Here is a 13,529-nt window from a genome sequence, read left to right as displayed (position 1 = left end):
TACAACCAAGCAAAGGGGACACCTCAACGTGCTAGATCGTGACAAACTCGAGGATTTCAAGGGGTCGTTGTCGGCGGCTACCCGCACAACGATGTCTGCTGACGACGCACTTGTCCGACGATTTGTGGAATTGAAGCCGGGTCTCATCGCGACGCTGCTGGCACCTGTTAACCACCTATTGACCGGGCGACGAGGAGTTGGCAAGTCAACGACTCTCGCATTGCTGCAGAAGCGAGCTGAAGAGGTCGGCGACTGGGTCATATTTGTCGACATAGAGACTCACAAGGACAGGCTCTATCCAGACGTACTTATTGAGATCGTTCTGGAGATTCTGGACGCAGTGTCTCCTCGGTGGACAAACTTCCGAGCCTGGAAAATTCGTCGCGACGTGCGCGATCTGAGTTCGGTCCTGCGTAGCCTTCGAGACGCACCCGAAGTGCAGGAGGAACATCGCAGCAGTGAGGCAACGGACCTCTCATCGACCACTGTCACCCTCAGCGGGGCCGCCTCAAAGAAATACGCCGCGATCGTCGCCTCCGCAGCACGAGGCAGTCGACGATTGGCCACGGTGACTAAGGTGTCAAAGACGATCAAACGCAAGGACAGCGTCCTTAGGGACCTGGCCCCCGCGATCTCGAGTTTGCTAGAGCGTGCCACAAAGAGTGAAGGCAAACGCAAATTGCTACTAGTCCTGGACGATTTCTATTTCATCTCCCAGGACCGACAACCACTCGTGCTAGACCACCTGCACGGGATAACCAAGCGAAGCCGCGTCTGGCTCAAGATCGGCAGTGTTCATTCTCGCACGCGGTCGTATGTCGAGGGGGACCCGCCCCGTGGAATGCAGCCGCCAAATGACTTCCAACATGTGTCCCTTGACCTTGGCCTGTCCGAGTTCAAAACGGCGAAGTCGTTTCTCGAGGACATCGCTGATGGCGTCCTAGCCCCACACGGGCTCAATATTCGAAATACTCTCACTGACACCGCCCGGGAACGCGCTGTTCTAGTTGCCGGCGGCGCGGTCGCTCGGGATTACTTCGATCTCCTGATTGCGTCTGCTGATGCAGAATGGGAGCAACGCCAAGGAGGCCCGTCACCAGTGGGAAAGTTTCGAATTGGTGCGGAGAGCGTTCAAGCTGCGGCGGGGCGCATGCTCGAACGTAAACAAACCGATTTGCGCAACGATGCGGGTCAGGATGTAGCGGCTCTTGACAGCCGCTTCGCGGACTTAGTCTCGTTTGTTCGAGATCGAGACACCTACTTCTTCCTGGTGAAGCGGGCGGATTTGGACTCCGATTGGGGACGGCAGATCGTTCAGTTGGAGGACTTGAGATTCGTCCACAGGATCATGCAGACCCGTCCGAACGCTGCTTCGATGAGAAAAGTTGACACCGTCGTGTTCATGGTGGACATTCCTGCGCTTGTAGACAAGCGCATGCAGAAGTTGCCTGTGGAATTCTGGAAGCCAAGGATGTCTGACGAACTTCGCAAGGCCCGCTGGGTGTACGCCCCCGAGTGGTCAAAGGCATGACACATAGGCCTCGATAGGCGGTCCTAATCCTCTGTTTGAGCACTGACGCAAGACCTGCGCTGAGTGCAGACGATGGCCGATCACACGTTTCACGAGTTCGATTTTAAGAACGCGGCTCGCTGTCACCGAGGAACCAACAGAGCCCACGAAGTGCCGTTCCCGTCGCGTCGATTAAGAAAAGAGGAAAAATGACAGATCACAACGATCCTGCTGTACAAGAATTGATGAGGGTTTTCAAAGATATTGATAGTGTTTGCCGCTCGATGCGGGGATGGGAAGTGCCGGAAGGGGTGAAGCGCGAGTTCCTGAAATCCGCGTTTGAAGCTCAGTTTGACGAGAACGGCCAATTCTCTCGAGACCGCGGGACAGCGGGATCGCTTGAACCATTTATCCACAATCAGGCGTTTGCTGAATTCTTTGACAGACTCCAGCAGAAGACTGAGTTCGAAAACACGGCGCTCTTTATGTACCGTCACAACTATTCGGGGCCACGTGAGATGGGCTCAATTGATAGCCTTGCAGACCTTGAGAACTCACCTTTCGGCCTGGCGTACAACGTCACGCCCACCGACACCGTCATTGTACCGGTTTCGTTTTTCGGAGGCGATCTTCGCGAATTGCTACGCATCCTCGATGCGATCTGTCAAAGAATGTGCCTTTTATATATTCAACAAGATGACTTCCGCACTCGAGTTCCATTCGACGAGTTAACCGAATGGTTTGCCGACGATGAGCGTCTTTATGTGCCGGTACTGCCGGATCTCATTCCTGGTTTCTACCGGATGTCGATGCCGATCGGCCCTGACTCCTGGGGGTAGCGACCGGCTGGGAATCCGAACACTGCTAAAGATCGATTGAGAACGCGAGAGCCCTCTACGGGCATTTTGCCAGAGCTACTGCGCAGCCCGCTCCAGCACCAACTCGCGCACGCGCGCCGCATCGGCCTTGCCGCCCATCGCCTTCATGACGGCACCGATGACGGCGCCGGCAGCCTGCACCTTGCCGTCGCGGATCTTCTCGAGCACGTCGGGCTGCTGCGCGAGCGCCGCGTCGACCGCGGCGATGAGCGCGCCGTCGTCCGAGACGACCTCGAGCCCACGAGCCGACACGACGTCAGCCGGCGAACCCTCCCCCGCGATGACGCCCTCGACGACCTGACGGGCCAGCCGATCGTTCAAGGACCCCGACTCCACGAGCGCGACGATCTCCGCCACATGGGCAGGCGAGATGAGCGCGGCCGGCTCGGCGTTCTGCGCGTTGGCGATGCGGGCGATCTCGCCCGTCCACCACTTGCGCGCCTGCTGAGGTGAGGCACCCGCGGCGACCGTGTCGGTCACCTCGACGAGCAGACCCGAGTTCACGACGTCGCGGAACTCCAGGTCGCTGAAGCCCCACTCCTCCTTCAGGCGACGACGGCGAGCGGCCGGCGCCTCGGGGAGCGCGACACGCAGCTCGGCGATGAGCTGCGGCGTCGGCGCGACGGGCAGCAGGTCGGGCTCGGGGAAGTAGCGGTAGTCGTCGGCGTCGCTCTTCGGGCGGCCGGGCGAGGTCGCGCCGGTGTCCTCGTGCCAGTGCCGGGTCTCCTGCGTGATCGTGCCACCCTTAGCGAGGATCGCGGCCTGGCGCTGGATCTCGTACCGCACGGCCCTCTCGACGCTGCGCAGCGAGTTGACGTTCTTCGTCTCGGTGCGCGTCCCGAGAGCGGCCTGCCCGCGCGGGCGCAGCGAGACGTTCGCGTCGCAGCGCAGGTTGCCGCGCTCCATGCGGGCCTCCGAGATGCCGAGGGCGCGCACGATGTCGCGAATCGTCGACACGTAGGCCTTCGCGAGCTCCGGCGCGCGGTGCTCGGCACCGTAGATCGGCTTCGTCACGATCTCGACGAGCGGCACACCGGCGCGGTTGTAGTCGACGAGCGAGTACTCGGCGCCCTGGATGCGGCCGGTCGAGCCGCCGACGTGCGTGAGCTTGCCCGCGTCCTCCTCCATGTGGGCGCGCTCGATGGGAACCTGCACGAGCGTGCCGTCCTCGAGCTCGACCTCGAGCATCCCCTCGAAGGCGATCGGCTCGTCGTACTGGCTGATCTGGTAGTTCTTCGCGAGGTCGGGGTAGAAGTAGTTCTTGCGCGCGAACCGGCTCGTCGGCGCGATCTGGCAGCCGAGCGCGAGCCCGAGCGAGATCGAGTAGCGCACGGCCGTCTCGTTGACGACCGGGAGCGAGCCCGGCAGGCCGAGGCACACGGGCGTGATCGCCGTGTTCGGCTCGGTGATCTCGTGGCCGCCGAACGCGGGGTTCGGGGCGTCGGAGAACATCTTCGTCTGCGTCGACAGCTCGACGTGCACCTCGAAGCCGAGCACGGGCTCGAACAGCTCGAGGGCCTTGTCGAAGTCCATCAGCTCTGCCTTCGCCATCAGCGGGCCCCTCCGTTCGATCCGAGCGCCGTCGCGAGCCCATTCGCACCGAGCTCAGGAGCCTGGCTCCACAGCGAGTGTCCCCAGTTGCCCTCGAGCAGCTGCTCGATCGCAGCCCCGGCCTCGTAGAGGCGCGCGTCGTGGCGCGCGGGCGCCATGAGCTGCAGGCCCGTCGGCAGGCCGTCCTCGGGCGCGAGGCCCATTGGCAGGCCCATGCCGGGCACGCCGGCGAGGTTCGCGGGGATCGTCGTGACGTCGTTGAGGTACATCGCGAGCGGGTCTTCGAGCTTCTCGCCGAACTTGAAAGCCGTCGTCGGCGCCGAGGGCGAGACGAGGATGTCGGCCTTCTCGAACGCGGCGTCGAAATCCTGCTGGATGAGCGTGCGCACCTTCTGCGCGCTGCCGTAGTAGGCGTCGTAGTAGCCGGCGCTCAGCGCATAGGTGCCGAGGATGATCCGGCGCTTCACCTCCGGCCCGAAGCCCGCCTCGCGGGTCGCAGCCATGACGTCCTCGACCGTTCCTGTCACGTTCGCGCGCATGCCGAAGCGCACCGAGTCGAACTTCGCGAGGTTGCTCGACGCCTCCGCCGGCAGGATCAGGTAGTAGGCGGCGACCGCGTACTCGAAGTGGGGGCAGCTCACCTCGACGATCTCGGCGCCGGCCGCGGCCAGCAGGTCGAGGGTCTCGTGGTACCGCTGCTTCACGCCGGACTGGAAGCCCTCGCCCTCGAGCTCCTTCACGACCCCGACGCGGATGCCCTTCAGCACGTCGCCCGTCAGCCCGCGTCGCGCGGCCTCGGCCATCGAGGGCCACTGGTCGGGGATGCTCGTCGCGTCACGGGGGTCGTGCCCGCCGATCACGTCGTGCACGAGCGCAGCATCCAGCACCGTTCGCGACACGGGGCCCACCTGATCGAGGCTGCTCGCGAGGGCGATCGCGCCGTAGCGGCTGACGCCGCCGTACGTCGGCTTGACGCCGACCGTGCCGGTGACGGCTCCGGGCTGGCGGATCGAGCCGCCCGTGTCGGAGCCGAGCGCGACGGGCGCCTCGAACGCGGCGACGGCCGCGGCCGAGCCGCCGCCCGAGCCGCCGGGGATCCGCTCGAGATCCCACGGGTTCTTCGTCGGGCCGTAGGCCGAGTGCTCGGTGGAGGAGCCCATCGCGAACTCGTCCATGTTGGTCTTGCCGAGCGGAACCATGCGGGCGGCGCGGAGGCGCGCGACAACCGTCGCGTCGTACGGCGGGATCCAGCCCTCGAGGATCTTCGAGCCCGACGTCGACGGCATGTCGATCGTGCAGAGGACGTCCTTGATCGCGATCGGCACGCCCGCGAGCTCGGGCAGCGCGACACCGGCGGCGCGGTCGGCGTCGACCTGGCGGGCGGTCTCGAGCGCGTTCTCGGAGACGTGGAGGAAGGCGTGCACGTCGCCGTCGACGGCGGCGATGCGGTCGAGGTGCGCCTGCGTGACCTCGACGCTCGAGACCTCGCCCGTGCTCAGGCGGTGCGCGAGGTCGGCGGCGGTGGTGCGGGTCAGATCGGCGGCGCTCACTGCTCCTCCCCCAGGATCGCGGTGACGCGGAAGCGGCTGCCGTCGTGGTCGGGCGCGCCCGCGAGGGCCTGCTCGGTCGTGAGCGTCTGACCGGGCACGTCGGGGCGCATGCCGCCGGTGAGCGGGATCGGGTGGCTCGTCGCGGCCACCTCGGGCGTCGCGACCTCCTGCACCTTCGCCACGGAGTCGACGATCGCGCCGAGCTCACCCGTGAGCTTCTCGATCTCGTCGTCGGTCAGGGCGATGCGCGCGAGCATCGCCAGATGGGCGACGCGCTCGGGCGTGATCTCAGACATGCAGCTCCCTCGAGGGCCGTCAGTGGGGGGATGAACCCAGTCTAGTGAGGGCTCGCGGGGCGATCCGCGGGGGGCCATACTGGGCGCAGAACCACCCGAGAGGCGGTCGATGATGACCAGGATCAGACGACGGATGCGCGCCCTCGCGCTGCTCGCTCCGCTCGCTCTCGCGACGCTCCTGGGCGGCTGCGCCGACTCCGCCGGCTCGATCGAGCCGTTGCAGGGCTCGTGGACGCTCGCGAACGGTTCGGATGCCGACGGCGCGTTCATCGACCCGACGCGTCCCGTCACGCTCGAAGTCGAGGGCAGCGAGTTCTCGGGGAACAGTCCGTGCAACGTCTACAGCGGCACGATCGTCGCTCGCGGGGGCGGGATCGATCTCGGCGAGGGCATCGCGACGACCGAGCAGGCGTGCGCCGACCCCGAGCAGCAAGCGCTCGAGGGCCGCTACTACGCCGCGCTCTCCGACATCGAGCGGGCTGAGCGGAGCTCGGGCGAGCTCGTGCTCACCGGGCCGGGCGTCGAGCTCGTCTTCGCGGCCGACTGAGCGGGGCCAAGTCGCGGTCCGGGCTCACGCCGCGGGCCGGCACTCGCTCTCGCCCTGGAGCGTCGCGGCGCCCTCGCTGACGCGGAGGATGAACAGTTCGCCGAACTCGCTCGTCGCCGAGACCTCGACGACGTCGCCGACGAGCTGACGCTCCACGGACATCCCGTCGTCTCGCCACGCCTGCTCGACGGCGTCGGCCGTGCGCTCGACCGAGGACGGCGCCTCGCCGATGCGGAGCGCCGGGTAGCGGTGACCGCCGACCCACAGCGGGATCGTGCACTCGCGCGAGGTCGGGTCGTCATCGACCTGCCAGTCGCCGCCGATCGTGCGCTGGGCCTCGTCGATGACCGCGATGAAGCGGTCGCGCGCCTCGGTGTCGGAGACCCCGCTCGGGCCCTCCAGCGCGCAGCCGCTGAGGCCCAGGAGCAACATCGCCGCCACGGGCCCGAGGAACGACGGTCTCAGCATGGTCATCCGTTCGCGCGGGGTGCGAGGGCACAGTAGCACCGCGCACCGACGCGACCGCCGAGGCGCTGGTGGACGAACCGGTCTGCGGGTCAGGCGGCGATCGGTCGCGCTGCCGGCGCTCAGCCGAGTGCGAGGGCGAGCGTGCGACCGCTGTCGCGCTCGGTGCCGTCGGTGACGAGCTCGGACTTGTCGATGCCGACGAGCGCCATGTTGCGCATCGCCTCGGTGCCCGGGCTGAAGTACTCGTTGTGGCCGGTGGAGCCGACGAGCACCTTGCTGGTGACGACGTCGATGCCGCCGCGGACGCTCATGGCCGCCGCGCCGAACTCGGCCGAGCCGGGGTCGCCGCCGAAGAAGGAGCTGTTCGGGATCGGATCCCACGCCGCCTCGCCGACGAACACGGCCCCGCGCACGTGGAGCTCCTCCGCCGTCGCGACGGGCGAACCGGGCGAGCCGATCATCGCGAGCGCGTCGACCGACGCCTCGGTCTCGCTGAGGGCGAGCATCGCCGCGGTCGAGCCGTAGGAGTGCGCGAGGAGGCTCACGTACGGCTGGTCGTTGCGGCGCAGCGTCTCGAGGCCGATGAGGGCGTCGCTGATCGCGTCGCGGCCCTCGTAGGCGAGATCCAGGCTGCCGACGTTCAGCAGGTGAGGGGTCTGGTAGCCGATCCACGCGACGGTCGCGACCGAGCGGGTCTCCGTCTCGGCGCCGGCGTCGGCGAGCAGGTTGAGCCACGACACCTGCTCGTCGTAGAGCCGCGCGGCGGTGTCCGTCCACTCCACGATGTTGCCGCCGACACTGATGAACATGCCCGGGATCAGGTAGCTGACGTAGTCGGCGGTCTGCAGGTCGCCGAGCACGATCGCGGCCTTGCCCGCGCCCTCCGTGTCGAGGGTGATGAGCTGGCGCTGCGGGTTGGCGGTCGACGGGCCGAGAGCGTCAGCGACCGAGTAGAGCATCTGGAGCCGCTCGTTGCTCTGCGTGGCGAGCGCGCGGCTCGTCTCGCCGACGAGGCTGAGCTCGAGGTCGCGGATCGTGTCGCGCAGCACGCTGCGGTTCGCCTCGTTGCGGGTGGCGAAGGGGACGCCGTCGAGATTGCCGACGAACTCGGGGGCGGACGCCGCGAGCGAGCTCTGCGCGCGGGCGTCCAGATTGCGCCACCAGCTCTCGACGAGCCGCGGGGCGGGCGGCGAGGCGAGCAGGTTCTTCACCGTCTCGGGGTGACGGTCGGCGAGGCGCGCGACGGTCGCGGGTGAGGTGGCGGCGAGCTCGCGGAGGAGGCTCGTGCCGCCGAGCGAGGCGAGCTCGGCGAGAGGGCGGGCCGCGCGGGGGGCGGGAACGCTCACAGTGGCGGGATCGATGAGGCGCGGGGCGTGGGCGTCGACGCCTCCGATGACGGGGCCGACGACGCGCTGCGAGGCGTGCACCTCGATCGCGACGGGAGGGGCGACGGTGCCGGCGCGAGGCATGCTGACGGGCCCCGTGACCGTCGCGACGGTCAACGAGGCCAGCAGAACTGCCGTCGCCTCAAGCAGCACGGTCGGGTTCCCCTCTAGGGCATCAGTGGGGGACGACCCCGAATCGGGGTCGACTGACGCGTTTTCATGCTAGGGGAAATGGCCTCCGATCGGGGGGTCGGATTTGGAATCCCCCGCAATTCTCACAGCCTGTGACGTAAGCGTGTCCACAAAAAGGAGGACACGGAAGCGCGAGATCCGCGGAATTCCGGGGATGTTGCGCGTGTGACTGGTGGGGCTGGAGGGGTTTCACCCGCTGCGATCCCGCTCGCGACCGACCGTTCTGCGTGCCGCTCGCGATCACTCGGCGGGTGCGGGGAGGGCGTCGGGGCCCTCGCTGACGAGGATCGCGAACTGCGCCGCGTCGATGATGCGCACCCCGAGCTGCTCAGCCTTCGCGAGCTTCGAGCCGGCACCGGGGCCGGCGGCGACGAAGTCGGTCTGCCTGCTGACGCTCGACGCCGCCTTCCCGCCCGCGGCGATGATCGCCTCCTGCGCGCCCTCGCGTGTGAAGCCCTCGAGCGTGCCGGTCGCGACGACGGTGAGCCCGGCGAGGACTCCCCCGGCGGCGGCCGCGGCGCCCGGCCCGGGATGACCGGGTGTCGAGAACTGCACGCCCGCGGCGGCCCACTGCTCGACGATGTCGACGTGCCAGTCGACGGTGAACCAGTCGATGACCGCGTCGGCGATGATCGCGCCGACGCCGTCGACCGCGGCGAGCTCCTCCGCGCTCGCCGCGCGGATCGCGTCCAGCGAGCCGAACCAGTCGGCGAGCGCGCGCGCCGCGACGGGCCCGACGTGCCGGATGTTGAGGCTCACGAGCAGGCGCCAGAGCTGCTTCGTCTTCGCCTTCTCGAGCTCTGCCAGCAGGGTGAGGGCGGCCGAGCTCGGCTGCGGGCCCTGAAGCCCCTGCTTCTTCTCGGCACCCGTGGGGTTGCGGCGGAACGGTGAGCGGCGACGAGCGGAGCCGTCGGCTTCGAGCTTGGGGAGCCCGGTCTCGGCATCCGTCACCACGACCTCGATCGGCAGCAGCTGATCGATCGTCAGCGCGAACAGGCCCGCCTCGGTCTGAAGGGGCGGGATGCTCGGCACATCGGGCTGCGTCAGCGCGGCCGCGCTCACCTCGCCGAGGGCCTCGATGTCGAGGGCTCCGCGGCTGCCGATGTGCTCGACCCGGCCGCGCACCTGCGCGGGGCAGGATCGCGCGTTCGGGCAGCGCAGGTCGATGTCGCCCTCCTTCGCCGGGGCGAGGGGCGTGCCGCACTCGGGGCAGTTCGTCGGCATGACGAACTCGCGCTCGGAGCCGTCGCGCAGCTCGACGACCGGACCGAGCACCTCGGGGATGACGTCGCCGGCCTTGCGCAGCACGACCGTGTCGCCGATGAGGACGCCCTTGACCTTCACGACGTCCTGGTTGTGGAGGGTCGCCTGGCGCACCTCGCTGCCGGCGACGCGCACCTTCTCCATCACGGCGAACGGCGTCGCGCGGCCCGTGCGGCCCACGCTCACGACGATGTCGAGCAGCTTCGTGTTCACCTGCTCGGGCGGGTACTTGTAGGCGATCGCCCAGCGCGGGGCGCGGCTCGTGGCGCCGAGCTCGTCGTGCAGCTCGAGCTCGTCGACCTTGACGACGACGCCGTCGATCTCGTGCTCGACGTCGTGCCGGTGCTCGCCGTGGAAGGCGATGAACTCGGCGGCGCCGGCCGCGGAGTCGTGCACGCGGAAGTGGCTGCTGACCGGCAGACCCCAGCGCTCGAGCAGGCCGTAGACCTCGCTCTGAGCGGCCACGGGCGGGTTCGGCCAGGCGCCGATGCCGTGGACGAGCATCCGCAATCTGCCCAGCCGGTCGTGCATGCGCGCGAGCTGCGCGTCGTTCTTGCCCTCGCTCTTCTGACGGAGGCTGCCGCTCGCGGCGTTGCGCGGGTTCGCGAACTCGCGCTCGCCCGCCTCGCGCTGCAGGGCGTTGAGCTCGTCGAACGCCGCCTTCGGGATGAACACCTCGCCGCGCACCTCGACGAGCTCGGGCAGCTCGGATGCATCGCCCGCGAGTCGCGTCGGGATGCCCGCGACCTGCAGGACGTTCTGCGTCACGTCCTCCCCGACGCGGCCGTCGCCGCGCGTCGCCGCTGTGACGAGCACGCCGCGCTCGTAGCGGAGGTTGAGGGCGAGGCCGTCGATCTTGAGCTCGCACAGATAGGCGACCGGGCGGTTCGCGTCGCGCTCGACCTTCGCCGCCCACTCGGTGAACTCCTCCGCGCTGAAGACGTTGTCGAGGCTCAGCATGCGCTCGGCGTGCTCGACGGGGGCGAAGAGCGTCGTCTCGGCGCGGCCGCCGACCGTCTGAGTCGGCGAGTCCTGGCTCTGCAGCTCGGGGAACGCGTGCTCGATGAGCTCGAGGCGGCGGACGAGCGCGTCGTACGTGGCGTCGTCCTCGAGCAGCTCGTCGCGGGCGTAGTACGCGTCGCGCAGCTCGAGGATGCGCGTCGTGAGCGCCTCGACCTCGGCGCGCGCGGCGTCGCGCGTGAGGTCGTCGACGGGGTGCTCGGCGGGGTTCGTCGCGCGGTGCTCGGCAGGCTGCTCGTCAGTCACGGCGTCAGTCTAGGAGCGAGCACTGACGGGCGACCGGGGGTTGCGCCGGGGGCGTGCGGTGCCGTGACGAGCGGTCAGGATGCCGTGGCCGGGACCGCGCTCACGGTGCGGTCGATCGTGCACTGGCCCAGCACGCGCGTGCCCGAGTAGAGCACGGCGGTCTGTCCGGGAGCGACCCCGAACAGGGGCTCGTCGACCTCGACGACGAGCTCGGTGGCGCGGCCGTCGGGCTCGCCGTCGGGGGTGGTGGTCGGGGCCAGCCGAGCGGTCGCCGCGACCGGGTCGGCGTGGGCGCGCACCTGCACCTCGCACGGGAACGGGGCCCAGGCATCCCCCTCAGCGGTCACGCGGGTGAGCCCGCTCGCCACCGGGTCGAGGCCCGCCCACGAGATGCGGGCGCCGGCGAGCTCGCGGATCGCGAGGGCCTCCTTCGGGCCGACGACGACCTCGTTCGTGCGCGGGCGCACCTCGAGCACGAAGCGCGGGCGGCCGTCGGGGCCGGGAACGCCGAGATTCAGACCGCGGCGCTGGCCGACCGTGAAGCTCGTCGCGCCATCGTGGGTGCCGACGGGGGTGCCGGCGCGGTCGACGATGCTGCCCTGCTCGGGCTCGATGCGGCCGGCGAGCCAGCCGCGCGTGTCGCCGTCGGGGATGAAGCAGATGTCGTGGCTGTCGGGCTTCTGCGCGACCGTGAGCCCGCGCGCGGCGGCCTCGGCGCGCACGACGGCCTTCGACGGGGTCGTGCCGAGCGGGAACATCGCGTGCGCGAGCTGCTCGGTCGTCAGCACGCCGAGCACGTACGACTGGTCCTTCGCCTCGTCGCTGGCCCGGTGCAGCTCGCGATTGCCGTGCTCGTCGGTGACGATGTGGGCGTAGTGGCCGGTGACGACCGCGTCGAAGCCGAGAGCGAGCGCCTTCTCGAGCACGGCCGCGAACTTGATGCGCTCGTTGCAGCGCATGCACGGGTTCGGGGTGCGGCCGGCGGCGTACTCGCTGATGAAGTCGTCGACGACGTCGGCGCGGAAGCGCTCGGAGAAATCCCACACGTAGAACGGGATGCCCAGGAGGTCGGCCGCGCGGCGGGCATCGAGGCTGTCCTCGATCGTGCAGCAGCCGCGGCTGCCGGTGCGCAGCGTGCCCGGCATGCGGCTCAGCGCCAGGTGCACGCCGACGACGTCGTGGCCGGCGTCGACCGCGCGCGCCGCGGCGACGGCGCTGTCGACGCCGCCGCTCATCGCTGCCAGAACTCGCACCCGTCAAGGGTACGCGGCTGCGTCGGGCGTCGAGCCGCTAGCGGCCGAGGGTCGGGGTGCGGGCCGCGAGACCCGCCGACGTCGCGCGGGCGACGGCGTCGGGCAGCGCCGCGAGCAGCGCATCGACGTCGGCCTCGGTCGTCTCGGGGCCGAGCGAGACGCGCAGGGCACCGCGCGCCGCCTGCTCGTGAAGGCCCATCGCGAGCAGCACGTGGCTCGGCTCGGGAACCCCGGCCTGGCACGCCGAGCCCGTCGAGACGGCGAAGCCCGCGAGATCGAGCAGCATGAGCAGCGAGTCGCCCTCGGCCCCCGGAACGGTCAGGTGCAGCGTGCCGGGCAGGGCGCGCGCGGCCCACGCGTCGGCCTCGGCGACGCGGCCGGCCGCGCGCGCGGCGGCCGCGCGGCCCGCGGCGCCGCGCAGCTCGACCTGCGGCAGAGCGGCGAGGATGCCCGCCGCCAGGCGGTCGCGCAGCTGCGCCTTGCGTGCGGCGCGCTCCGCGATCGCGGCGTGGGCCTCGTCGGAGGCGGCGGCGAAGGCGGCCGCTCCCGCGGCATCCATCGTGCCGGAGCGCCCGCGCTGCTGCGAGCCGCCGTGCAGCAGCGGAACGACGTCGGCGCCGCGGCGCAGCACGAGGGCTCCGACGCCGACGGGGCCGCCGAGCTTGTGGGCCGAGAGCGAGACGGCCGAGACTCCGGCGGGAAGGGGTGCGAGCGGGACCTGCCCGTAGGCGGCGATCGCGTCGACGTGCACGGGCACGCCGTGGGCGGCGGCGAGCGCCGCGGCCTCGGCGACGGGCTGCAGCGTGCCGACCTCGTTGTTGGCGGCGAGCATCGTGAGGAGGGCGACATCGACTGGGCCAGCGCCTTCGGCCAGGGCGGCCTCGAAGTCGTCGAGCCGCAGCGCCCCGACCTCGTCGACCTCGAGCCAGCGCAGCTGCGCGCCCTCGTGCGCGGCGAGCCATTCGACGGCGTCGAGGGTCGCGTGGTGCTCGGCGCGCGGCATGAGGATGCGCGGGCGCGGCCGGTCGGCGCGTGCGGGCGCGGCGTCGGGCGCGGCGTCCGGCGCCACGGCCCGGTCGCCGGCCGCCCCTGCCTGCCGCTGCCAGAACAGTCCCTTCACCCCGAGGTTCACGGCCTCGGTGCCGCCGCCCGTGAGCACGACCTCCACCGCGTCGACGCCGAGGGTCGCGGCGATGCGCTCGCGCGCGCCCTCGAGCATGCCGCGCGCCGCCTGCCCCGCCGAGTGGATCGACGACGGGTTGCCCACGTGCTCGAGCGCCGCCAGGTACGCGCCGCGGATGGAGGCCGGCATGGGGGAACCGGCGGCGTGATCGAGATAGACGACCACGGCATCCCCTCTCTGCTGCTGC

The 13,529-nt window shown here is 69.6% G+C and carries 11 protein-coding genes; 3 read left to right on the top strand and 8 right to left on the bottom strand.

Translation table 11 applies throughout. The annotated features are described in order from the left end of the window. The first annotated feature begins 91 nt into the window (after window positions 1-91). Window positions 92-1,531 (top strand): type IV secretion system DNA-binding domain-containing protein, encoded by a 1,440-nt coding sequence (locus ASC54_RS12850; protein ID WP_156376801.1) that lies wholly within the window; start codon window positions 92-94, stop codon window positions 1,529-1,531. A gap of 188 nt (window positions 1,532-1,719) precedes the next feature. Then, complete coding sequence (locus ASC54_RS12845) at window positions 1,720-2,349, top strand: hypothetical protein (RefSeq protein WP_156376800.1); 630 nt, start codon at window positions 1,720-1,722, stop codon at window positions 2,347-2,349. A gap of 75 nt (window positions 2,350-2,424) precedes the next feature. Here the strand turns inward: ASC54_RS12845 and gatB are convergent, their stop codons facing one another. Genes gatB through gatC form a run of 3 tightly spaced genes read right to left on the bottom strand, consistent with a single transcriptional unit; the run spans window position 2,425 to window position 5,785 of the window. Beyond that, on the bottom strand, window positions 2,425-3,939 hold the full coding sequence (gene gatB, locus ASC54_RS08605; protein ID WP_055898365.1) for an Asp-tRNA(Asn)/Glu-tRNA(Gln) amidotransferase subunit GatB: 1,515 nt from the start codon (window positions 3,937-3,939) through the stop codon (window positions 2,425-2,427). Continuing rightward, a complete protein-coding gene (gene gatA, locus ASC54_RS08600; protein ID WP_055898362.1) occupies window positions 3,939-5,489 on the bottom strand; it encodes an Asp-tRNA(Asn)/Glu-tRNA(Gln) amidotransferase subunit GatA in 1,551 nt (516 codons plus the stop codon). Before gatA ends, gatB begins: the two co-directional genes overlap by 1 nt. Further along, complete coding sequence (gene gatC / locus ASC54_RS08595) at window positions 5,486-5,785, bottom strand: Asp-tRNA(Asn)/Glu-tRNA(Gln) amidotransferase subunit GatC (protein WP_055859915.1); 300 nt, start codon at window positions 5,783-5,785, stop codon at window positions 5,486-5,488. Before gatC ends, gatA begins: the two co-directional genes overlap by 4 nt. 112 nt (window positions 5,786-5,897) lie before the next feature. On the opposite strand from gatC, the gene ASC54_RS08590 reads away from it, so the two are divergent. After that, window positions 5,898-6,332, top strand: coding sequence for an META domain-containing protein (locus ASC54_RS08590; protein WP_162242503.1), 435 nt, complete (start codon window positions 5,898-5,900; stop codon window positions 6,330-6,332). Between the two features lie 24 nt (window positions 6,333-6,356). Here ASC54_RS08590 and ASC54_RS08585 read toward each other — a convergent pair whose 3' ends face one another. The 5 genes from ASC54_RS08585 to ASC54_RS08565 all read right to left on the bottom strand — a co-directional run bounded on the left by ASC54_RS08585 (window position 6,357) and on the right by ASC54_RS08565 (window position 13,507). Then, the gene (locus ASC54_RS08585) at window positions 6,357-6,806 is read right to left on the bottom strand and encodes a hypothetical protein (RefSeq protein WP_162242502.1); all 450 of its coding nucleotides are present in this window, start codon (window positions 6,804-6,806) and stop codon (window positions 6,357-6,359) included. Between the two features lie 113 nt (window positions 6,807-6,919). Beyond that, a complete protein-coding gene (locus ASC54_RS08580) occupies window positions 6,920-8,302 on the bottom strand; it encodes an alpha/beta hydrolase (RefSeq protein ID WP_055898354.1) in 1,383 nt (460 codons plus the stop codon). Window positions 8,303-8,617: 315 nt separating this feature from the next. Further along, complete coding sequence (ligA, locus tag ASC54_RS08575) at window positions 8,618-10,906, bottom strand: NAD-dependent DNA ligase LigA (RefSeq protein ID WP_055898351.1); 2,289 nt, start codon at window positions 10,904-10,906, stop codon at window positions 8,618-8,620. Between the two features lie 74 nt (window positions 10,907-10,980). Next, entirely contained in the window at window positions 10,981-12,159 is a 1,179-nt protein-coding gene (gene mnmA / locus ASC54_RS08570) for a tRNA 2-thiouridine(34) synthase MnmA (protein WP_200932302.1), read from the bottom strand. A gap of 37 nt (window positions 12,160-12,196) precedes the next feature. After that, entirely contained in the window at window positions 12,197-13,507 is a 1,311-nt protein-coding gene (locus ASC54_RS08565; RefSeq protein WP_055898348.1) for a cysteine desulfurase family protein, read from the bottom strand. Window positions 13,508-13,529 lie beyond the last annotated feature (22 nt).

Source organism: Yonghaparkia sp. Root332 (assembly GCF_001425665.1).
In the GTDB taxonomy this organism is placed as follows: Bacteria; Actinomycetota; Actinomycetes; order Actinomycetales; family Microbacteriaceae; genus Microcella.
Note: the sequence above shows the minus strand (reverse complement) of the source record. Positions and strands in the feature narration are given on the sequence as shown.

What these genes read in the sequence shown, in the direction of transcription:
- ASC54_RS12850 (WP_156376801.1), top strand. Translation starts at nt 92, where the DNA reads ATGTCTGCTGACGACGCACTTGTCCGACGATTTGTGGAATTGAAGCCG.
- ASC54_RS12845 (WP_156376800.1), top strand. Translation starts at nt 1,720, where the DNA reads ATGACAGATCACAACGATCCTGCTGTACAAGAATTGATGAGGGTTTTC.
- gatB (WP_055898365.1), bottom strand. Translation starts at nt 3,939, where the DNA reads ATGGCGAAGGCAGAGCTGATGGACTTCGACAAGGCCCTCGAGCTGTTC.
- gatC (WP_055859915.1), bottom strand. Translation starts at nt 5,785, where the DNA reads ATGTCTGAGATCACGCCCGAGCGCGTCGCCCATCTGGCGATGCTCGCG.
- ASC54_RS08590 (WP_162242503.1), top strand. Translation starts at nt 5,898, where the DNA reads ATGACCAGGATCAGACGACGGATGCGCGCCCTCGCGCTGCTCGCTCCG.
- ASC54_RS08585 (WP_162242502.1), bottom strand. Translation starts at nt 6,806, where the DNA reads ATGACCATGCTGAGACCGTCGTTCCTCGGGCCCGTGGCGGCGATGTTG.